Annotated in this window: 26 protein-coding genes and 1 pseudogene; 7 read left to right on the top strand and 20 right to left on the bottom strand. The window is 67.7% G+C overall.

What is annotated here, in order from left to right; translation table 11 throughout:
- Positions 1 to 14 precede the first annotated feature (14 nt).
- From ACQY8B_RS26935 to ACQY8B_RS26920, 4 genes are all read left to right on the top strand, one after another.
- A complete protein-coding gene (locus ACQY8B_RS26935; protein WP_422084714.1) occupies positions 15 to 569 on the top strand; it encodes a hypothetical protein in 555 nt (184 codons plus the stop codon).
- 52 nt (positions 570 to 621) lie between these two features.
- Entirely contained in the window at positions 622 to 1,338 is a 717-nt protein-coding gene (locus tag ACQY8B_RS26930) for a helix-turn-helix domain-containing protein (RefSeq protein ID WP_422084713.1), read from the top strand.
- An 86-nt stretch (positions 1,339 to 1,424) separates the two neighbouring features.
- A complete protein-coding gene (locus tag ACQY8B_RS26925) occupies positions 1,425 to 2,270 on the top strand; it encodes a DMT family transporter (protein ID WP_422084712.1) in 846 nt (281 codons plus the stop codon).
- Between the two features lie 73 nt (positions 2,271 to 2,343).
- Positions 2,344 to 2,661 (top strand): hypothetical protein, encoded by a 318-nt coding sequence (locus ACQY8B_RS26920; protein WP_422084711.1) that lies wholly within the window; start codon positions 2,344 to 2,346, stop codon positions 2,659 to 2,661.
- Positions 2,662 to 2,677: 16 nt separating this feature from the next.
- On the opposite strand, the gene ACQY8B_RS26915 is transcribed toward ACQY8B_RS26920, so the two are convergent.
- The 11 genes from ACQY8B_RS26915 to ACQY8B_RS26865 form a co-directional block, all read right to left on the bottom strand.
- Positions 2,678 to 3,721, bottom strand: coding sequence for an NADP-dependent oxidoreductase (locus ACQY8B_RS26915; RefSeq protein WP_422084710.1), 1,044 nt, complete (start codon positions 3,719 to 3,721; stop codon positions 2,678 to 2,680).
- A 121-nt stretch (positions 3,722 to 3,842) separates the two neighbouring features.
- A complete protein-coding gene (locus tag ACQY8B_RS26910; protein WP_422089116.1) occupies positions 3,843 to 5,222 on the bottom strand; it encodes a HAMP domain-containing sensor histidine kinase in 1,380 nt (459 codons plus the stop codon).
- 26 nt (positions 5,223 to 5,248) lie between these two features.
- Positions 5,249 to 5,941: a response regulator transcription factor gene (locus ACQY8B_RS26905; protein ID WP_422084709.1), complete on the bottom strand. Its 693-nt coding sequence runs from the start codon at positions 5,939 to 5,941 to the stop codon at positions 5,249 to 5,251.
- 50 nt (positions 5,942 to 5,991) lie between these two features.
- Positions 5,992 to 6,387: a hypothetical protein gene (locus ACQY8B_RS26900; RefSeq protein WP_422084708.1), complete on the bottom strand. Its 396-nt coding sequence runs from the start codon at positions 6,385 to 6,387 to the stop codon at positions 5,992 to 5,994.
- Positions 6,381 to 6,773 (bottom strand): DUF4260 domain-containing protein, encoded by a 393-nt coding sequence (locus ACQY8B_RS26895; RefSeq protein WP_422084707.1) that lies wholly within the window; start codon positions 6,771 to 6,773, stop codon positions 6,381 to 6,383. The genes ACQY8B_RS26900 and ACQY8B_RS26895 overlap by 7 nt, the downstream gene beginning before the upstream one ends.
- Before the next feature lie 118 nt (positions 6,774 to 6,891).
- On the bottom strand, positions 6,892 to 7,356 hold the full coding sequence (locus ACQY8B_RS26890) for a Spy/CpxP family protein refolding chaperone (protein WP_422084706.1): 465 nt from the start codon (positions 7,354 to 7,356) through the stop codon (positions 6,892 to 6,894).
- 132 nt (positions 7,357 to 7,488) lie between these two features.
- Positions 7,489 to 7,866, bottom strand: a complete 378-nt coding sequence (locus tag ACQY8B_RS26885) for a DUF4148 domain-containing protein (protein WP_422084705.1) — start codon at positions 7,864 to 7,866, stop codon at positions 7,489 to 7,491.
- Between the two features lie 120 nt (positions 7,867 to 7,986).
- Positions 7,987 to 9,798 carry a phosphoenolpyruvate--protein phosphotransferase gene (ptsP, locus tag ACQY8B_RS26880; protein ID WP_422084704.1) on the bottom strand — a complete coding sequence of 604 codons (1,812 nt, stop codon included), beginning with the start codon at positions 9,796 to 9,798 and terminating at the stop codon, positions 7,987 to 7,989.
- Positions 9,799 to 9,907: 109 nt separating this feature from the next.
- Complete coding sequence (locus ACQY8B_RS26875; protein WP_081266134.1) at positions 9,908 to 10,177, bottom strand: HPr family phosphocarrier protein; 270 nt, start codon at positions 10,175 to 10,177, stop codon at positions 9,908 to 9,910.
- Positions 10,146 to 10,601 (bottom strand): PTS sugar transporter subunit IIA, encoded by a 456-nt coding sequence (locus ACQY8B_RS26870; protein WP_422084703.1) that lies wholly within the window; start codon positions 10,599 to 10,601, stop codon positions 10,146 to 10,148. Before ACQY8B_RS26870 ends, ACQY8B_RS26875 begins: the two co-directional genes overlap by 32 nt.
- A 143-nt stretch (positions 10,602 to 10,744) precedes the next feature.
- Positions 10,745 to 11,278 (bottom strand): hypothetical protein, encoded by a 534-nt coding sequence (locus tag ACQY8B_RS26865; protein WP_422084702.1) that lies wholly within the window; start codon positions 11,276 to 11,278, stop codon positions 10,745 to 10,747.
- Between the two features lie 98 nt (positions 11,279 to 11,376).
- On the opposite strand from ACQY8B_RS26865, the gene ACQY8B_RS26860 reads away from it, so the two are divergent.
- Entirely contained in the window at positions 11,377 to 11,874 is a 498-nt protein-coding gene (locus ACQY8B_RS26860) for a TlpA disulfide reductase family protein (protein WP_198087966.1), read from the top strand.
- A 79-nt stretch (positions 11,875 to 11,953) separates the two neighbouring features.
- On the opposite strand, the pseudogene ACQY8B_RS26855 reads toward ACQY8B_RS26860, so the two are convergent.
- Positions 11,954 to 12,070 (bottom strand): annotated as a pseudogene (locus ACQY8B_RS26855) (cytochrome c); the annotation flags it as partial.
- Between the two features lie 147 nt (positions 12,071 to 12,217).
- Here ACQY8B_RS26855 and ACQY8B_RS26850 point away from each other — a divergent pair.
- Positions 12,218 to 12,916 carry a cytochrome b/b6 domain-containing protein gene (locus ACQY8B_RS26850; RefSeq protein ID WP_422084701.1) on the top strand — a complete coding sequence of 233 codons (699 nt, stop codon included), beginning with the start codon at positions 12,218 to 12,220 and terminating at the stop codon, positions 12,914 to 12,916.
- Positions 12,913 to 13,500, top strand: a complete 588-nt coding sequence (locus ACQY8B_RS26845) for a GNAT family N-acetyltransferase (RefSeq protein WP_422084700.1) — start codon at positions 12,913 to 12,915, stop codon at positions 13,498 to 13,500. The genes ACQY8B_RS26850 and ACQY8B_RS26845 overlap by 4 nt, the downstream gene beginning before the upstream one ends.
- Before the next feature lie 5 nt (positions 13,501 to 13,505).
- Here ACQY8B_RS26845 and ACQY8B_RS26840 read toward each other — a convergent pair whose 3' ends face one another.
- The 8 genes from ACQY8B_RS26840 to rplB all read right to left on the bottom strand — a co-directional run bounded on the left by ACQY8B_RS26840 (position 13,506) and on the right by rplB (position 17,492).
- Positions 13,506 to 14,012, bottom strand: a complete 507-nt coding sequence (locus ACQY8B_RS26840; RefSeq protein WP_081266127.1) for a peroxiredoxin — start codon at positions 14,010 to 14,012, stop codon at positions 13,506 to 13,508.
- Positions 14,013 to 14,094: 82 nt separating this feature from the next.
- Complete coding sequence (gene rpsQ / locus ACQY8B_RS26835) at positions 14,095 to 14,364, bottom strand: 30S ribosomal protein S17 (protein ID WP_015867662.1); 270 nt, start codon at positions 14,362 to 14,364, stop codon at positions 14,095 to 14,097.
- Between the two features lie 9 nt (positions 14,365 to 14,373).
- On the bottom strand, positions 14,374 to 14,583 hold the full coding sequence (gene rpmC / locus ACQY8B_RS26830) for a 50S ribosomal protein L29 (protein ID WP_026284221.1): 210 nt from the start codon (positions 14,581 to 14,583) through the stop codon (positions 14,374 to 14,376).
- A 55-nt stretch (positions 14,584 to 14,638) separates the two neighbouring features.
- Positions 14,639 to 15,055, bottom strand: a complete 417-nt coding sequence (gene rplP / locus ACQY8B_RS26825) for a 50S ribosomal protein L16 (RefSeq protein ID WP_093136308.1) — start codon at positions 15,053 to 15,055, stop codon at positions 14,639 to 14,641.
- 52 nt (positions 15,056 to 15,107) lie between these two features.
- Positions 15,108 to 16,019 (bottom strand): 30S ribosomal protein S3, encoded by a 912-nt coding sequence (gene rpsC / locus ACQY8B_RS26820; protein ID WP_081266126.1) that lies wholly within the window; start codon positions 16,017 to 16,019, stop codon positions 15,108 to 15,110.
- A 17-nt stretch (positions 16,020 to 16,036) separates the two neighbouring features.
- Entirely contained in the window at positions 16,037 to 16,369 is a 333-nt protein-coding gene (rplV, locus tag ACQY8B_RS26815; protein ID WP_007838134.1) for a 50S ribosomal protein L22, read from the bottom strand.
- A 9-nt stretch (positions 16,370 to 16,378) separates the two neighbouring features.
- A complete protein-coding gene (gene rpsS / locus ACQY8B_RS26810) occupies positions 16,379 to 16,657 on the bottom strand; it encodes a 30S ribosomal protein S19 (protein WP_007838132.1) in 279 nt (92 codons plus the stop codon).
- Between the two features lie 10 nt (positions 16,658 to 16,667).
- Positions 16,668 to 17,492 carry a 50S ribosomal protein L2 gene (gene rplB, locus ACQY8B_RS26805; RefSeq protein WP_015867666.1) on the bottom strand — a complete coding sequence of 275 codons (825 nt, stop codon included), beginning with the start codon at positions 17,490 to 17,492 and terminating at the stop codon, positions 16,668 to 16,670.
- Position 17,493: the final 1 nt, after the last annotated feature.

Genomic DNA, 17,493 nt, shown 5'->3' with positions numbered 1-17,493 from the left:
AAAAAGGACATTCCATGCCACATCCTCACGACACCCTCGACGTCTGGTCGGTCGAAGGCCGTTTCCAGCATCTGATCTACAGCCCCAAGGGCCGCATCGAAGGCGTGCTGATCGACACCGACGGCGTGCCCACGCAGTTCGTCTTCGAGCGCCACGACGAAGACGCGGCGGCCGCGTTCGCCGGCCTGAAGTCCGGCCAGGCGCTGGTGATCGAGGGCATCGAAGAAGGCCCCTCGCCCAAGGGCGATGCCGAACACACGGTCTACCGGTTCGAACGGCTGGCCTCGGTCGACGGCAAGGCGCCGCGCCAGGTGGACACCGCCGGAAGCATCGACGGCAAGGTGGTGCGCTTCAACTACGCGCGCCACGGAGAGGCCAACGGCGTGGTGCTGGACACCGGCGACTTCGTCCACACCAAGCCCGACGGACTGGCGCGGCTGGCCCTCAAGGTCGGCGACAAGGTGCGGGCCGAGGGCCGCACGCAGCCGCTGGCAACCGGCAATGGGCGCGTGGTCGAGGCCGTGCGGGTCAACGGACAGGCCGTGCGGGACGACGCCGACGAGGGCTGATCGATCCTGCTTGTGGCACGGCCGGGGCTGCGCGGACAATCCGCTGCAGCCCATGCATGCCCCCGCTTCCTCCCAGCCGCTCCACCAGCCCCGCCATGAACTCGCCCTGCGCGACTATGGCCACTCGCATGGCAGCCACGCGCACGACCACTTCCAGGTGCTGATCGGCCTGGGCGGCGTGCTCGAGATCGAAGTGGAGGGCCGCGGCTGCGGCATCGGCGCAGGCGAAGCGCAGGTAATCGCCCCGGGCGAGCGGCACGACTTCAACGCGCGCAAGCACGGCAGCCTGTGCCTGGTGCTCGACACCACGCAGCCGGCATGGGCGCGCTGCGCCGAGCGCGCACCGCCCGGCGCGCCGCAGTTGCACACGCTGGCGCGCTACCTGGCGCAATGCATCAGCCAGCCGCAGGCCTCGGCCCTGGCCCTGTTGCACGGCCCCGCACTGCTGCTGGAGGCATGGAGCCCAGCGCCGGCTTCTTCGGATTCGCGTCGCCGGCGCATCGACTGGCCCCTGCTCGCCGACTGGGCCCGGGCCCGCTGGCACGAACCGCTGGGCGTGGCCGACCTGGCCGATGTCGTCTGCCTGAGCCCGAGCCAGTTCGCGCAGCGCTGCCGCGAAGAGCAGGGCACGAGCCCGATGCACTGGCTGCGCTCGCTGCGGCTGGCGCATGCGCGCGAATTGCGGCTCGGCGGCATGGGCGTGGCCGAGACGGCGCGCCGCACGGGCTACCGCTCGCCGTCGGCGCTGACCGCCGCGCTGCGCCGCTGATTTCACCGCTGGTCGCGCCGCAAACCGTCGTTGCGCGACGACAGTCCGGCATTGCGCGACGGGCGCATCGCGTAGCCTCGCCGGCCATGCCGTCCACTTTCTTTGCCCTGCTCGCCATTGCGCTCTGGGCGACGCTCGCCTCGCTGGGCACCTCGCTGTCTCACCTGCCCCCGTTCCTCACGACCGGCATCGCGCTGATCGTCGGCAGCGTGCCGAGCTGGCCGCTGGTGCTGCGCGACCGCAGCGCATGGAAGGTGCCGCCGCTCACACTGGCGCTGGGCATCTACGGCCTGTTCGGCTATCACTTCCTGCTGTTCATGGCGCTGCGGATCGCGCCGCCGGTGGAGGCCAACCTCGTCAATTACCTGTGGCCGCTGCTCATGGTGGTGCTGGCGCCGGTGCTGCTGACCGGTATGTCGCTGCGGCCGGTGCACGTGGTGGCGGCGCTGCTCGGGTTCGCGGGCGCTGCGGCGGCGATCCTCGGGGCACAGGGGGCCGCGGCCTCCGGGCCGGCAACCACGTACTGGGGCTTCCTGCCCGCGCTGGCCTCGGCCGTGATCTGGGCCAGCTACTCGCTGTGGACGAAGCGCGTGCCAGCCTTCCCTACTTCCGCCATCGGCCTGTTCGGGCTGGTCTCGGGCCTGCTGGCGCTGGCCTGCCACGCCGTGCTGGAAACACCGGCCGTGTTGTCGGGCCGCGACTGGCTGCTGCTGGTGCTGTGCGGCCTCGGCCCGCTGGGCGCGGCCTTCTTCCTGTGGGACATGGCGCTCAAGCGCGGCGACGCGCGGCAGATCGGCATCCTGAGCTACATCACGCCGCTGGCCTCGACCGCGCTGCTGCTCGCGGTGACCGGCCGGCCGCTGACGTGGAGCATCGCGCTCGCGGCGATCCTGATCATCTCGGCCGCGCTGATGGGCACCCGCGCGCGCTGAATGCGTCCGCGTCCGACGGGGCAGGCCGCGCGTTTTCTGGCAGAGTGGCGACTCAGGAACAAAGGAGCCACGCATGAACGAAAAGAACGGGGATTTCGAGATAACGCCCAAGCTCGTGTTCGACATGAACCTTGCGCTGTACCTCGACCTGGTCGCCGCGCTGGAAGCCGCGGGCGCCGTCACCTACCGCCAGATGGCGGCCCGCGTTCTGAACATCAGCATGGATGCCCGCGACGACGGCGAAGCAGGCCTGTCGACGGTGCTCGAAGGCATCGCCAAGGGCTTCGCGGGCCGGGGCGACGGCCTGTCGATCGAGCTGCTGAAGGCCGCGCGCGGCCTGCGAGACGACGAGGCGATGGGCGACATTCCCATGCGCCCCGAGGACGACTGAAGCGCCCCGCAGCCCTTCAGGCCTCGGCGACCTGCAGCACCAGCTTGCCGAAGTTCTCGCCGGCAAAGAGCTTGTTGAGCGACTCCGGGAAGGTGTCCAGCCCCTTGACGATGTCTTCCTTGCTCTTCATGCGGCCGTCCTTCAGGTAGCCGGCCATCTCCGCGATGGCGACGTGATACCGGTCGGCGTAGTCGAACACCACGATGCCTTCCATGCGCGCGCGGTTCACCAGCAGGCTCAGGTAGTTCCTGGGGCCGGCCGAGGGCATGCTGTTGGCGTTGTTGTACTGGCTGATGGCGCCGCAGATGATGATGCGGGCCTTGCGCGCGAGCCGCGCCAGCACCATGTCGAGGATCTCGCCGCCGACGTTGTCGAAGTAGACGTCCACGCCCTTCGGGCAATGCGCCTTGAGGCCTTCGCGCACCGCTCCCGCGCCGGCCTTGTAGTCGATGCAGGCGTCGAAGCCCAGCTCTTTCACCACCCAGTCGCACTTGGCGGCGCCGCCGGCGATGCCGACCACGCGGCAGCCCTTGATCTTGGCCAGCTGGCCCACGGTCTGGCCCACGGCGCCCGCCGCGCCGGAGACCACCACCGTCTCGCCCGGCTTCGGCTGGCCCACGTCCATCAGTCCGAAGTAGCCGGTCATGCCGGGCATGCCCAGCACGTTGAGCCATTGGGTGATGCTGCCGACGTTCAGGTCGATCTTCACCAGGCCGTTGCGCTTGAGGTCGTCCTGCGCGATGAGGATGTATTCCTGCACGCCGAGCGTGCCGTACACCGTGTCGCCGACCGCGAACTTCGGGTTCTTCGAGGCCACCACGCGGCCGACGCCGCCGGCGCGCATCACCTCGTCGATGGCCACGGGCGGGATGTAGCTCTTGGCGTCGTTGAGCCAGCCGCGCATGGCCGGGTCGAGCGACAGCGACAGCGTCTTGACCAGCACGCCGCCCTCGGCCGGCTCGCCGACGGGCTCGGTGGTGAATTTCCAGTTCTCGCGGGTGGCGGCGCCTTCGGGGCGCTTGGCAAGGCGAACCTGGTGATTGGTGAGGGGGCTGCTCATGGTGTCTCCTTGAATGACGGGCCGGGCGCCGGCGTGGGCACGGAGGCGCATCGTAGCCGCGCACCCCGCGCCCTCCGTAGCCCCGCCTGTAGCGCAGGCGACAGCCCGGCGCCGCCGCGCGCTACACCAGCCGGACGATGATCTGCAGCCCCGGCGAGGCGTTGCGCACCATGAGTTCGCCGCCGTGCGCCTCGGCGATCAGCCGGCACAGGTACATGCCCAGGCCGACGCCGCCGGTGGCCCGCGCCCGCGCGCCGTCGGTGCGGTAGAAGGGCTCGGTGAGCCGCTCCAGCTGTGCATCGTCGACGCCGGGGCCGTGGTCGCGCACCTCGATCTCGACGCCCTGCTTCTTGCCGTCGAGCACCGCGCGCAGCAACACGCAGGGCGGGCGCGGCGCTTCGTTGCTGTAGCGCAGCGCGTTGTCCAGCAGGTTGCGCACCAGCAGGCGGATGCGCATGCGGTCGACGGCATGGGGCGGCAGTCCGTCGGCCAGGTCCAGGTGCACCTGCTGCGCGCCGGGCATCTCGGCCACGGTCTCGCGGATCATCACGGCAAGGTCGACCGGCTCGCGCTGCAGTGCCACGTGCGGGCTGGCCAGGCGTTCGCTTTCGAGCAGGTCGCTGATGAGGTCGCGCATCTCGTTCAGGTCGCGCAGCAGCGCCTCGCGCTCGGCCTGGCCTTCGGGCGTGGCCGGCAGCAGCTCGGCATTGAGCCGGGCGCGGGTGAGCGGCGAGCGCAGCTCGTGGCTCAGCGCGAGCAGCAGGCCGCGCTTGGCATCGAGCATGGCCTGGATGTCGTCGGCCATGGTGTTGACGCGCTGCGCCAGATCGCCAAGGTCGTCGTTGCGGCGGATCGGAATGGGCTGCGAGAACTCGCCGCGCCCGAAGCGCTGCGCGCCTTCGCGGATGTCGATCAGCGGCCGCAGCAGCCGGCTCACGTAGGCATAGGCCAGCAGCACGCACGACAGCAGCACGCCGAGCGTGGCCCAGCCGATGATGCGCGGCGCCAGCTCCCAGAGCTTGGGCGACCAGCCGAAGATCACGCGGTGGCCGTCGGCGGTGGAACGGATGAACCACTTGTCGCCGCCGGACACGTCGTAGCGGTCGTGCATCCAGCCGCCGGGGCTGCTCGCGCCGCCGGGGTTGGAGTCCCAGTTGACCTTGGGGCCGACGATGCGGATGGTGATGGGAAGACGCGCCACCAGCGCCTGCGCGCGCGCCACGTCGGGCGGCGTGCCGATGTCGGCGACCAGGCGGTCGGTGTAGTCGGTCAGCATCGGCCTCGCGGCCTCGGCCCAGCCGGTGGAAAACGCCCGCTTCATGCCGCTCATGAAGACCACCGCCATCACCATGGCCAGCAGCACGAACATCAGCACCAGCCGCACCCGCAGCGAACGGCGCCAGCGGCGCTTGCCCTGCACCTTCTCGTTCCAGCGCGCATGCCACTGCTTGTGCCACTCCTGGCGCCATTCTTCGTCCTGGCATTCCATGCGCCGCCGCATCTCGCGGGGAAACCTGCGGTTGAAGCTCATGCAGTCTCGCTGCGCGCCACGGCCAGCGCGTAGCCGGCATTGCGCAGCGTCTTGATGCAGTCCAGCGGTTCCAGCTTCTTGCGCAGGCGGCTCACCACGATGTCGACCGCGCGCGTGTAAAGCTCGGCCTCGTGGCCGCGCAGGCGGTTGAGGATGTCGTCGCGGCTGAAGACCTTGCCGGGTTCGCCGGCCAGCAGCGCGAGCAATTCGAACTCGGTGCCGGTGAGTTCCACGCGCTCGCCGTGGCGCAGCACCTGGCGGCGGTCGAGGTCGATAGACAGGCCGTCGAACACGCGCTGCTGCGTGCTGCCCGCGGCCGGCGGCGCGCTGCGCTGGCGGCGCAGGATCGTCTGCACGCGAGCCACCAGTTCGCGGGGCTCGAAGGGCTTGGGCACGTAGTCGTCGGCGCCCAGCTCGAGGCCGACCACGCGGTCCGTCACTTCGCCGCGCGCGGTGAGCATCACGATGGGGATGTCGCTTTCCTTGCGGATCTCGCGGCAAAGCTCGAAGCCGTCCATCTCGGGCAGCATGACGTCGAGGATGGCGGCGTCGTATTGGCCGGCGCGCAGCTTGGCAAGGCCTTCGCTCGGGCGCACGGCGCTTTCGAGCGTGCAGCCGAAGCGCGCGAAGTAGGTGGTCAGCGGCGCGGCGAGGTGTTCGTCGTCGTCGATCAGCAGGATGCGCGGCATGGCGGGATTGTGCCTCCTGGCAAGCATGTGGCGGATGACTTCGCTCACCATCAGACCCGCCGGCATCGCACCGCCCAGGTCAGGCCCGCAACCAGAATTGCGAGCAGCAGCGCGTGGTAGACCACGTCGCCTGTGGAGCCGGGGCCGATGCCGGCCACGATGGTGCCCAGCCCGACCAGCGTGCCCAGCAGCGCAAAGCCCTGGCCGAAGATCGCGGCGCGCCGCGCATGCGCGGGGCGCAGCCAGGTCTCGACCGAAGCCAGCACCAGCACAGTCGCGATCACCGCCTCGGCGATGCGCGCATGTGCGTGCGCATGGCCCGGCACGAGGTAGCCGGCATGCACCGTCGACGCGACACCGAGCGTGAGTGCCTCGCCCAGCATCCATGCGCGCGCGATGCGCGGGCGCATGACGGGGGCCACAACGGCGGCAGCGGCGCTCACCATGGATCGGCCCGGCCGATGCGGCCGAGATGCGTGAGACCGAAACCGGCGGCGTACTTGAGCCCGTAGCCCAGCGCGCGATCGAAGCCGATGTGGGCGAACCAGATCAACCCGCCGGCCACCGCCCACGGCGTGGCCGCGAGCACGCCGAACGCGAGCAACAGTGCGGGGCCGACGTACGAGTGCGTCGCGTTGTAGAGCGCTGCACCAACACGCGGCCCGGCAAGGTAGCCGAGCATCGCGAGGTCGGGCGCCAGCAGCCAGAGCGCGAACACGCCCCAGCCCAGGCCGTACTGCGCGTACGCCGCGAGCGCCACGCCGAGCACCACCGCGCCCTCGAGGCGCAGCAGTGCGCGCACGCCACCCGCCGCTGCCGTTGTCGTCGTCATTGGCGTTGTCTGTTCGCGGGATACCGCGGAACCGGCTTCGCCGGGCCGCAGGTATCGCCCCCGGAGAGGGGGAAGGCGAAGCGACACGAAGTGCGCGAAGCCTGGGGGTGAGTGGAGCCTATCCATGACGGTGCCAGCGGCGGCTGCCGCGCTCCATGAAGTCGCGCACCTTCTGTTGCTGCGCGGCATTCAGGTTGTCGTAGAAGTCGGCGGCGGCCGCGATGATCTCGGGGCTGCCGGCACGCACGGCGGCGGTCTTTTCATCGACGAGTCGTGCGGCGCCGGCCTGGTCGAGCTTGTTGCCGGCGAACAGCGCCTTGAACTGCGAACGCGGGTCGCCCGAGCCGCCTGCGCCGCGCATGGCTTCACGCTGCGCCTGCAGCTTCTCGGCCAGCACGGTGAGCTTCTGTTTCTGGTTGGCGTCGAGCTCGAGCCTGCTGCCCACGCGTTCGACCATCTTGGCGCGGAACTCGGCGCTGTTGCCGCCCCAGCCGTGGCGTTGGCCGGCACAGCCGGCAATGCTGCCGGCCACCACCGCCAGGCCGGCAAAACCGAGGAGAGTACGTTTGATCCAGTGCTTCATGATTGTTCCTTGCTCGCCCCCAGGCTTGCCCACTTCGTGTGGCTGCCAACCCCCTACCGGGGGCGACACCCATGGCCCGGCAAAGCCGGTTCCACGGTGTCCCTGAAAAAGGGGCATCGTCGATTGGAGGGATTACAGGCGGCTGCTCTTGGCGTTGGCCGCCGAGGCGCGTGCGTCCACGGGGTTCTGCATGGTCGAGATGACCTGGCTGTTCACGCGCGAGCCTGACGACACGTTCTGGTCGGGCGCCGCCGCGGCGCGCACGGCTTCGGCGACGACGCGGGCGCGCTCGGTCGACACGGCCACGGTCTCGGGGCCGCGCGAGCCGCGCACCACGTTCTGGTTGGGCGCGGATGCGGTGCGCACGGCTTCGGCGCCGACTTCTGCGCGGCTCTTGGCCGACACGGCGGGCAGCACGCCCTCGTAGCTTTCAGCCTTGGCACCGGCCGCTGCGAGCAGGGCGAACGAACCGACGGCGATGATCTGGGTCAGGGAGAGAGATTGCTTCATTTGGCAGGCCTTTCTTTCAGGGTTGGAAGAGAAGGCCTGATCGTGCTTGCGGGGCCGCCGCAAGTCCTTTCGCCGCAGTTTCGGCGTGTTTCGTTTTATTGCGGCGCCATTGGAAAAGACTCAGCCCGCGAGCGCGGCGGCCGGGTCGTCGGACTCGAGCACGCCCTTGGCCCACGCCTCGAGCTTGCTGGTGTCGGCACGCAGCACTTCCTGCTTGACCGCGAGGATGCGCGAAGGATGCATCGAGAAGCTGCGCAGGCCCAGCCCGAGCAGCAGCCGCGTGAACGCCACGTCGCCTGCCATCTCGCCGCACACCGACACGCCCTTGCCCTGCCGGCGGCACTCGGCGATGGTGTCGGCCACCAGCTTGAGCACGGCCGGGTGCGCCGGGTCGTAGAGGTGCGCCACCGATTCGTCGGCGCGGTCGATGGCCAGCGTGTACTGGATCAGGTCGTTGGTGCCGATCGACAGGAAGTCGAAGTGCTTCAGGAAGATGCGCAGCGTGAGCGCCGCGGCCGGTATCTCGATCATGGCGCCGAGCTTGACCGGGCCGTACACCGCGCCGCGGCTGTCGAGCTCGGCCCGCGCGAAGTCGATCAGCGACATCGTCTGGCGGATCTCGCTGGCGTGCGCGAGCATGGGAATCAGCAGGTGGATCTCGCCGTGCGCGGCGGCCCGCAGGATGGCGCGCAGTTGCGTGAGGAACATCGCCGGGTCGGCCAGGCTCCAGCGGATGGCGCGCAGGCCGAGCGCGGGGTTCAGGTGCTCCTGCTTGTTGGCCGACTTGCTGTCCAGCGGCTTGTCGGCGCCCACGTCGATGGTGCGGATGGTGACCGGCATGCCCTGCATGCCCTCGACCGCGCGCTTGTAGGCCTGGTACTGCTCTTCCTCGTCGGGCAGGCGCGTCTGGCGCGCCGACGATTCGCGGCCCATGAAGAGGAATTCGCTGCGGAACAGCCCGACGCCGACCGCGCCGGCCTTGACGGCGCCCACGGTGTCCTCGGGCATCTCGATGTTGGCCAGCAGCTCGACGCGCTGGCCGTCGAGCGTCACGGCCGGCTTGTGGCGCAGCCGCGCGAGGCGCCCGCGCTCGAGGTCGCCCTGGCGCTGCTTGAAGCCGTACTCGGCCAGGATGATCGGCGAGGGGTCGACGATGACCACGCCGGCGTCGCCGTCGATGATGACCCAGTCGTCCTGGCGCACCAGCTGGCTCGCGGTACGCGCGCCGACCACGGCCGGGATGTCCATGCTGCGAGCGACGATGGCGGTGTGCGAGGTGCGCCCGCCCACGTCGGTCACGAAGCCGGCGAACACGCTCTTCTTGAACTGCAGCATGTCGGCCGGCGACAGGTCGTGCGCAATCAGCACCAGCGGCACGTCGATGCCGTCGCCCGCGGTGGGGTCGTCGTGCTCGTCGCTGTCGTCGACCGGCGCGGCGGCGCGCTTGCGGCGCGGCGGGCTCGGCGCGAGTACGGCGGCCGTGCCCTTCATGCGGTGCAGCAGGCGCTCGACCACCTGCTCGAGGTCGGCCTTGCGCTCGCGCAGGTAGGCGTCTTCCATCTCGTCGAACTGGCGCGCGATGATTTCCAGCTGCGTGGTCAGCGCCCATTCGGCGTTGTAGAGCCGCTCGCTGATCCAGTGCTTGACGCCGCCGCTCAGGGCTTCGTCCTGCAGCAGCATCTGGTGCACCTCGAGCAGCGCGGCGAGTTCGTGCGGCGCGTCGTTGGGGCCCATCTGGGCCACGTTGGCCTGCAGCTTGGTGAGCTCGTCGGCCACCGCGTTGCGCGCGGTGCGCACGCGGTCGATCTCGGTTTCGATCTCTTCGGGCTTGATGAAGTAGTGGGCCACGTCGATGCGGCTCGACACCACCAGCACAGCGCGCCCGATGGCAATGCCACGGGCGACAGGGAGGCCGTGGACTGCGAAGGTCATGACCTACCTTGTGAGATGCCGTCGAACCGGCTTTGCCGGGCGCCCGGCATCGCCCCCTGGAAGGGGGTTGGCGTTTACACGAAGTGAAGAAGCTTGGGAGTGAGCCATTTCATTCGCCTTCGCCGAACTTGTCGTCCATGAGATGGACGATGGCGTTCATCGCTTCTTCTTCCTGCGGGCCGTTGGTTTCGAGCTCCACGGTGGAGCCGAGCCCGGCGGCCAGCATCATCACGCCCATGATGCTCTTGGCATTGATGCGGCGGTCGCCGCGCGAGAGCCAGACCTCGCAGGGAAAGCTGCCTGCGAGCTTGGTCAACTTGGCCGATGCGCGTGCGTGCAGGCCCAGCTTATTGCTGATGGTCACGGATTTCTTGATCACTGTGCTTTCTCTTCGCCTGGTTCTGGGGAGCGGCCACCGCCACCTGCATGACACCCGCGGTGCCGCCGGCCAGGGCCCGTTGCACCAGAGTCTCGAGCGGTTCGTGCCGGTAGGTGACGGCCCGCAGCAGCATCGGAAGGTTGACCCCCGCCACCAGCCGCGACCGGACGCCGTCCACCAGCTTCTGCGCCACGTTGCAGGGCGTGGCGCCGAACACGTCGGCCAGCACCAGCACTTGCGTGCGCGGGGTGTGCAGCTGCTGAGCGAGCGTGATGCGCGCGGCGGCCAGCGTTTCTTCGGGCGACACGTTGGGCAACACGTCGAGCGCGACGATGGCCTGCTCGCAATCTGGGAACACATGCAGCGCGCACTGCCGCAGCGCATGTGCGAACGGTGAGTGGGCGATGATGAGGATGCTGTTCATGCGGGACGGAGGACGACGCGCCGATTATGCGGGGGCGCCCAGTGGATGTAGATATATGACACAACGCGGCAGCCCGGCAAACCGGACAGTACCGCCCCAGTGCGAGCCGCCTGGACGGCTATCAAAACGATAGCAATCTCGTCTCACGGGAGGCGCAGGCCTTCGAAGAAAGTCTGCGAGGCATCGGCCGCGGACGACTTGCCCAGCACGGTGGCCTGGTAGAGAGCCACGGTGCCGTCTTTCTGCGATTGGGCGAACCACAGCACCTGCACGGGGGCGCCGGCTTGCGCCGGTTGGGCGTCGAGCCGAAGCGGCGGCGGCATGGCGGTCGCGCGCTGCACGCTGGCGCTGGCTTCGGTGACCTGCATGTCGCCGAGCTGGCCGCGCGTGGCGGCGCGCCACGCATTGAGCCAAGCCTCGGCCTGCGCCGGTCCGCTGGCCGAGGCGTGTGCGATGGCGAAGGTCGCGCCGCCGGCTTCGCAGCCGGTCATGTCGACCTGCACCGAATCGGCGCCGAGGGGCACGGCACGGTTCGCCTTGTCGGCCTTGCATGGCAGCATCGCGATCAGCCCGGAGTCGCCGACCGGCACGTCGCGCCAGTTGAAGGTGGGGCTGCAGGCGGCAAGCAGGGCCGCCGCGATCAGCGCAAGCCAGGAAGATGAGAGGGGCGACGGCATGGGGGAGCGATTATCGAGCCGGCCGGGGCTGGCGGGGCGTCGCAAGCACGATCCGGCGGGCGGAACTAAAATCGCGCCGCCCTTCTCTCTACGCTGCCATGAAAAAATACATCGCCGCTGCCGCCGTCGTCATCGCATTGGCCACCGGCGTGGGCGTGTACCTCGGCTCCGGTGCCACCGCCGCCCCGGCTTCGACCTTCGTGCTGCTCGACGGCACGCAAAAGAGCACAGCCGACCTGAAGGGCAAGGTCACGCTTGTCAACTTCTGGGCCACGAGCTGCGTGACCTGCGTCGGCGAGATGCCCAAGGTCATCGCGACTTACGACAAGTACAAGGCCCAGGGCTACGACACGCTGGCGGTGGCCATGAGCTACGACCCGCCAAGCTACGTCGTCAACTTCGCCGAAACGCGCAAGCTGCCGTTCAAGGTGGCGATCGACAACACCGGCAGCGTGGCGCAGGCCTGGGGCGACGTGAAGCTCACGCCAACCACCTACCTGGTCAACAAGCGCGGCGAGATCGTGAAGCGCTATGTGGGCGAGCCCGATTTCGCCGAGTTGCACAAGCTGATCGAAAAACTCCTGGCCGAAGCCTGATCCTTCGGCTCCCAGCAAGAAAAAGGCGCTCCGACCGCGCGCCTTTTTGCTTTTGCGGCGAAGCGGCCGCCTCGTTTGTTTACTGATTGCGGAAGCTGTCGTGGCACGCCTTGCAGCTCGCGGCAGTCGGGCCGAACTGCGCCTTCAGCGCGTCGATGTTGCCGGCCTTGGCGGCCACCAGCAGCTTGCCGGGCTCCTCGTTTGGGAAACGCCGTCTGGCGCGGCGCCGCGCGAGTGCAGGTCGCGCCGGTGCCGGGGCCATAGCAACAACCCGAAGCGAATGAGAGTCCGGACTTTGCTAATCTGCGCCTTCCGCAGCATTGCGCCATCCGCGCCTTCTTCGATGACCGACTCCTCCGTGGCCGCCCCTCGAGCGGCCTTCGGCAACGGCACAGCTATCCGGGTCTGGGACCTGCCGACGCGCCTTTTCCACTGGGCGCTCGCCATTGCCGTGATCGGCCTGAACAGCATCATGGAATGGCACTCCCGCCAGGGCTGCGCGGTGCTCGCGCTGCTGCTGTTCCGGCTGGTCTGGGGCTTCGTCGGCGGGCGCTGGTTGCGCTTCGCGGCCTTCGTCTACGGGCCGGGCTCCATGGTTGCCTACCTGCGCGGGAAGGCACATCCGGACCACCTGATCGGGCACAACCCGCTGGGCGCGCTGTCGGTGTTCGCCGTGCTGGCGATCCTCGCGCTGCAGGTGGCGACCGGCCTGACGGCGGACGACGAGATTTCGGCCTCCGGGCCGCTCACGCGCTTTGTCTCGAGCGAGACGGTGAGCCTGGCCACGAGCTGGCACAAGGCACGGGGCAAGTGGATCGTGATCGCGCTCGTGAGCCTGCACGTGCTGGCCGTGCTGTTCTATGCATTCGTCAAGCGGCACCGGCTGGTGCGGCCGATGGTGACGGGCGACAAGCTGATCGCCGCCGGCACCGGAGGCAACGTCGCATCGAGCCGCAACGATGCGGCCTCGCGCGTGTTGGCGCTCGTGGTGTTCGCGCTTTGCGCGGGCGCGGCTTACTGGATCTCGTCGTTGCGCATATGAGCTTTTCTGTTTCACGCCCCCTGCCGCTGTCGGCCATGCCGGCCGTCGTGCTTCTGACGCCCGAGGAGGCGCACGAGATCGACGCCGTACGCGCGATCTTCCGCGACTACGCGAACTCGCTCGGCATCGACCTCGACTTCCAGGATTTCGAAGGCGAACTGGCCGGTTTGCCGGGCGAATACGCCGAGCCGCGCGGCACACTGCTGCTTGCGCTGGTCGATCCGGTCAATGTGAAGGAAGACGCCGGCCGCGAGGCGCCGACCTTGAAGCGCGCCGACGGCACGCTGGCGCACGTGGCGGGATGCTGCGCTCTGCGCCCGCTGGACAGTGCGGACTATGCCAACGCGGCCGAGATGAAGCGCCTGTACGTGCGCCCCGGTTTCCGCGGGCTGGGCCTGGGCCGGCAATTGGCGGAGGCGATCCTCGATGCCGCGCGCAGCTCGGGCTACGGCTGCGTGCTGCTCGACACCCTCGACGACATGGAGTCGGCGCGGGCCCTCTACGAAGACCTGGGCTTCGCGGAGGTGCCGCCCTACTATCACAACCCCGTTGCCGGGGCCCACTACCTGAAGGTGGATCTCTAGCCGGATCAGCCGCGGGCTTGCGCCAGCAGCGTCTCGGCGTTGCTCACTTCGAACTTGCCCGGCGCTTCGACGTTGAGCGTCGCGACCTTGCCGTCCTTCACCAGCATCGAATAACGGTTGCTGCGCAGACCCATGCCGCGGCCGGTCAGGTCGAGCGTGAGGCCGGTCGCCTTGGCGAAATCGGCGCTGCCGTCGGCCAGCATGCGCACCTTGGCGCCAGTTTTCTGGTCCCGCGCCCATGCGCCCATCACGAAGGCGTCGTTCACGCTCACGCACCAGATCTCGTCCACGCCGGCAGCCTTGAAGTCGTCGAAATGCTGCACGTAGCCCGGCACGTGCTTTGCCGAGCAGGTGGGCGTGAAAGCGCCAGGCAGCGCGAACAGCGCGATGGTCTTGCCGGCCGAAGCCTTGGCTACGTCCACGGCGTTAGGGCCGATGCTGCAGCCCTCGCCCTCGACTTCGGAATACTCCTGCAGGGTGGCCGCGGGAAGGGTGTCGCCGACTTTGATCATTCGATGTGCTCCAGAAAAAGAAAAACGGCCCACATTGTGGGCCGTTTCCGGATTGGGTGCCCCGGGGGGCTCCAATGATTGATCAGACCAGGACGGCCTTCTCGACCAGACGGGTCACGACCCAGTTCTTGGTCTTCGAGATCGGACGGCTTTCCGTGATCTCGATGGTGTCGCCCAGCTTGTACTCGCCCTTTTCGTCATGGGCGTGGTACTTGCTCGTCTTGGCCACGATCTTGCCGTAGAGCTCGTGCTTCACACGGCGCTCGACCAGCACGGTCACGGTCTTGGCACGCTTGTCGCTGACCACCTTGCCGATCAAGGTGCGCTTGAGGGATTTTTTAGCTTCCGTCATGTTCACTCCTTACTTGGCGGCTTGGGTTTCTTGCTGCTTCTGCGCAAGAATGGTCTTGGCGCGTGCGATGTCGCGACGCGTCACGCGCAGCGTCGAGGTGTTCGACAGCTGTTGCGTGGCTTTCTGCATACGCAGGCCGAAATGGGCCTTCTGCAGATCCTTGATTTCGGCTTGCAGGCCTGCGACGTCCTTCGTGCGCAGGGTTGCGGCCTTCGTCACCTTGGCCGGAGCCGCGGTTTCTTTCTTCTTACGGGTTGCCATAAGTGTTCTCCTCTCAGGCGCCGAGCTGGCGAGCGACGAAAGTCGTACGCAGCGGAAGCTTGGCGGCGGCCAGGCGGAACGCTTCGCGGGCGAGTTCTTCGGGCACGCCGACGATCTCGAACACGATCTTGCCAGGCTGAATTTCAGCGACGTAGTACTCGGGGTTGCCCTTACCGTTACCCATCCGCACTTCTGCGGGCTTGGTCGAGATTGGCTTGTCCGGGAACACGCGGATCCAGATACGGCCACCGCGCTTCACGTGACGCGAGATCGCGCGACGAGCGGCTTCGATCTGGCGCGCCGTGAGGCGGCCGCGGTCGGTGCATTTGAGACCGAAGTCACCGAACGCAACCGAGTTACCCGTGGTTGCGACGCCGGTGTTGCGGCCCTTTTGTTCCTTGCGGAACTTTCTGCGTGCAGGTTGCAGCATGTTTTATTACTCCGTGAGGGCCCCAGGCACTTGCGTGCCCGGGAGCGACCGATTACTCGGTCTTGGCACCGTCCGCTGCTGCAGCGGGCGCGGCTTTGCGGACGCGCTTAACGGCGGGTTTCGAGTCTGCACCGGCACCGCCGGTTGCTTCTGCGGGCTTGTCGCTGCCATCGGCCGGCGCGGTGTTGCCACCGATCGGGCCACGGCCACCGGCACGGGGGCCGGGACCGCGACGGTCGCCACCAGGACGGTCGCCAGGGCGGCCATCACGGCGGGGACCACGCGGACGACGCTCTTCTTCAGGACGCGGCGTTTCGACGGCCGGCAGGTCGTTACGACCCAGCGTGTCGCCCTTGTAGACCCAGACCTTGACGCCGATGACGCCGTAGGTGGTCTTGGCTTCCGAGGTGCCGTAGTCGATGTCGGCGCGCAGGGTATGCAGCGGCACGCGGCCTTCGCGGTACCACTCGGTACGAGCGATTTCGATGCCGTTCAGGCGGCCAGCCGACATGATCTTGATGCCCAGGGCACCCAGACGCATGGCGTTCTGCATGGCGCGCTTCATGGCGCGGCGGAACATGATCCGCTTTTCGAGCTGCTGCGTGATGCTGTCGGCGATCAGCTGCGCATCGATTTCGGGCTTGCGCACTTCTTCGATGTTGACCGCAACCGGCACGCCGAGCTGCTTGCCCAGTTCGCGCTTGAGGTTCTCGATGTCTTCGCCCTTCTTGCCGATCACGACGCCCGGACGTGCCGAGTAGATCGTGATGCGTGCGTTCTTGGCGGGACGTTCGATCATGACGCGCGAAACCGAAGCGTTCTTCAGCTTCTTCTTCAGGTATTCGCGAACCTTGATGTCTTCGGCCAGCATGCCCGCGAAATCGCGGTCGCTTGCGTACCAGCGGCTGGACCAGTTACGGGTAACCGCAAGGCGGAACCCGGTTGGGTGGATTTTCTGTCCCATATTTCTTCCAGGCCTTCTTAGTTGCCAACCGTCACGTACACATGGCACGTGGGCTTGCTGATGCGATTGCCGCGACCCTTGGCCCGCGCGGTGAAGCGCTTGAGCGTTGCACCTTGCTCGACGTAGATGGTCTTGACCTTCAGCTCGTCGATGTCGGCACCGTCGTTGTGCTCGGCGTTGGCGATAGCCGACTCCAGCACTTTCTTGATGATCACAGCGGCCTTCTTCTGCGTGAATTGCAGAACGTTGAGCGCTTGATCGACCTTCTTGCCGCGGATCAGGTCAGCGACCAGACGGCCCTTGTCGACCGAAAGGCGGACACCGCGGAGGACTGCACGTGTTTCAGACATGGTCGTTCCTTACTTCTTCTGGACTTTTTTGTCCGCGGGGTGCCCCTTGAACGTACGCGTGAGCGCAAATTCGCCGAGCTTGTGGCCGACCATCTGGTCGGTGATGTACACAGGCACGTGTTGCTTGCCGTTGTGCACAGCGATGGTCAGACCGATGAACTCGGGCAGAACCATCGAGCGGCGCGACCAGGTCTTGATCGGCTTCTTGTCCTTGGTCGTCACGGCCTTGTCGGCCTTGGCCACGAGGTGGTGGTCGACGAACGGACCCTTTTTGAGAGAGCGAGTCATTGGCTATCCCTTACTTCTTGCGACGCGACACGATGAAGACCTGCGTGCGCTTGTTGTTACGGGTGCGATAGCCCTTGGTCAGGTTGCCCCATGGGTCGACAGGATGGCGGCCTTCGCCAGTCTTGCCTTCGCCACCACCGTGCGGGTGGTCGACCGGGTTCATCACCACACCGCGAACGGTCGGGCGAATACCCATGTGACGCTTCACACCGGCCTTGCCGAGTTGGCGCAGGCTGTGTTCTTCGTTGGCAACTTCACCGATGGTCGCGCGGCATTCGATGTGAATGCGGCGAACTTCGCCCGAACGCATGCGGACCTGGGCGTAGACGCCTTCACGGGCCAGCAGCGTGGCCGACGTACCGGCCGAACGAGCGATCTGCGCGCCCTTGCCGGGTTGCAGTTCGATGCAGTGGATCGTCGAGCCGACCGGGATGTTGCGGATCGGCAGGGTGTTGCCGGCGCGGATCGGCGCTTCGGAGCCCGACAGCAGCGTTGCACCGGCTTCCAGACCGCGCGGGGCGATGATGTAGCGGCGCTCGCCGTCGGCGTAGCAGACCAGAGCGATGTGGGCGGTGCGGTTCGGGTCGTACTCGATGCGTTCGACCTTGGCCGGGATGCCGTCCTTGTTGCGCACGAAGTCGACGACGCGGTAGTGGTGCTTGGCACCGCCGCCACGATGACGGATCGTGATGTGACCGTTGTTGTTACGGCCGGCCTTCTGGAACTGGGGTTCCAGCAGGGGAGCGTGAGGAGCACCCTTGAACAGGTGGTCACGCGAGATCTTCACCGCGCCGCGTTGGCCCGGCGAAGTGGGTTTCATCTTGATGACGGCCATG

The organism is Variovorax sp. (genome assembly GCF_965279555.1).
Classification (GTDB): domain Bacteria; phylum Pseudomonadota; class Gammaproteobacteria; order Burkholderiales; family Burkholderiaceae_C; genus Variovorax.
Note: the sequence above shows the minus strand (reverse complement) of the source record. Positions and strands in the feature narration are given on the sequence as shown.

Bases quoted from the DNA above. Each gene is read 5' to 3' on its own strand.
- ACQY8B_RS26915 (WP_422084710.1), bottom strand. From the start codon at position 3,721: ATGAGCAGCCCCCTCACCAATCACCAGGTTCGCCTTGCCAAGCGCCCC.
- ptsP (WP_422084704.1), bottom strand. From the start codon at position 9,798: ATGACCTTCGCAGTCCACGGCCTCCCTGTCGCCCGTGGCATTGCCATC.
- rpsQ (WP_015867662.1), bottom strand. From the start codon at position 14,364: ATGACGGAAGCTAAAAAATCCCTCAAGCGCACCTTGATCGGCAAGGTG.
- ACQY8B_RS26905 (WP_422084709.1), bottom strand. From the start codon at position 5,941: ATGCCGCGCATCCTGCTGATCGACGACGACGAACACCTCGCCGCGCCG.
- rplP (WP_093136308.1), bottom strand. From the start codon at position 15,055: ATGCTGCAACCTGCACGCAGAAAGTTCCGCAAGGAACAAAAGGGCCGC.
- ACQY8B_RS26930 (WP_422084713.1), top strand. From the start codon at position 622: ATGCATGCCCCCGCTTCCTCCCAGCCGCTCCACCAGCCCCGCCATGAA.
- rplV (WP_007838134.1), bottom strand. From the start codon at position 16,369: ATGTCTGAAACACGTGCAGTCCTCCGCGGTGTCCGCCTTTCGGTCGAC.
- ACQY8B_RS26870 (WP_422084703.1), bottom strand. From the start codon at position 10,601: ATGAACAGCATCCTCATCATCGCCCACTCACCGTTCGCACATGCGCTG.
- ACQY8B_RS26925 (WP_422084712.1), top strand. From the start codon at position 1,425: ATGCCGTCCACTTTCTTTGCCCTGCTCGCCATTGCGCTCTGGGCGACG.
- ACQY8B_RS26935 (WP_422084714.1), top strand. From the start codon at position 15: ATGCCACATCCTCACGACACCCTCGACGTCTGGTCGGTCGAAGGCCGT.
- ACQY8B_RS26860 (WP_198087966.1), top strand. From the start codon at position 11,377: ATGAAAAAATACATCGCCGCTGCCGCCGTCGTCATCGCATTGGCCACC.
- ACQY8B_RS26865 (WP_422084702.1), bottom strand. From the start codon at position 11,278: ATGCCGTCGCCCCTCTCATCTTCCTGGCTTGCGCTGATCGCGGCGGCC.
- rpsS (WP_007838132.1), bottom strand. From the start codon at position 16,657: ATGACTCGCTCTCTCAAAAAGGGTCCGTTCGTCGACCACCACCTCGTG.
- ACQY8B_RS26845 (WP_422084700.1), top strand. From the start codon at position 12,913: ATGAGCTTTTCTGTTTCACGCCCCCTGCCGCTGTCGGCCATGCCGGCC.
- ACQY8B_RS26910 (WP_422089116.1), bottom strand. From the start codon at position 5,222: ATGCGGCGGCGCATGGAATGCCAGGACGAAGAATGGCGCCAGGAGTGG.
- ACQY8B_RS26850 (WP_422084701.1), top strand. From the start codon at position 12,218: ATGACCGACTCCTCCGTGGCCGCCCCTCGAGCGGCCTTCGGCAACGGC.
- ACQY8B_RS26840 (WP_081266127.1), bottom strand. From the start codon at position 14,012: ATGATCAAAGTCGGCGACACCCTTCCCGCGGCCACCCTGCAGGAGTAT.
- rplB (WP_015867666.1), bottom strand. From the start codon at position 17,492: ATGGCCGTCATCAAGATGAAACCCACTTCGCCGGGCCAACGCGGCGCG.
- ACQY8B_RS26890 (WP_422084706.1), bottom strand. From the start codon at position 7,356: ATGAAGCACTGGATCAAACGTACTCTCCTCGGTTTTGCCGGCCTGGCG.
- ACQY8B_RS26900 (WP_422084708.1), bottom strand. From the start codon at position 6,387: ATGGTGAGCGCCGCTGCCGCCGTTGTGGCCCCCGTCATGCGCCCGCGC.
- ACQY8B_RS26920 (WP_422084711.1), top strand. From the start codon at position 2,344: ATGAACGAAAAGAACGGGGATTTCGAGATAACGCCCAAGCTCGTGTTC.
- ACQY8B_RS26885 (WP_422084705.1), bottom strand. From the start codon at position 7,866: ATGAAGCAATCTCTCTCCCTGACCCAGATCATCGCCGTCGGTTCGTTC.
- rpsC (WP_081266126.1), bottom strand. From the start codon at position 16,019: ATGGGACAGAAAATCCACCCAACCGGGTTCCGCCTTGCGGTTACCCGT.
- ACQY8B_RS26895 (WP_422084707.1), bottom strand. From the start codon at position 6,773: ATGACGACGACAACGGCAGCGGCGGGTGGCGTGCGCGCACTGCTGCGC.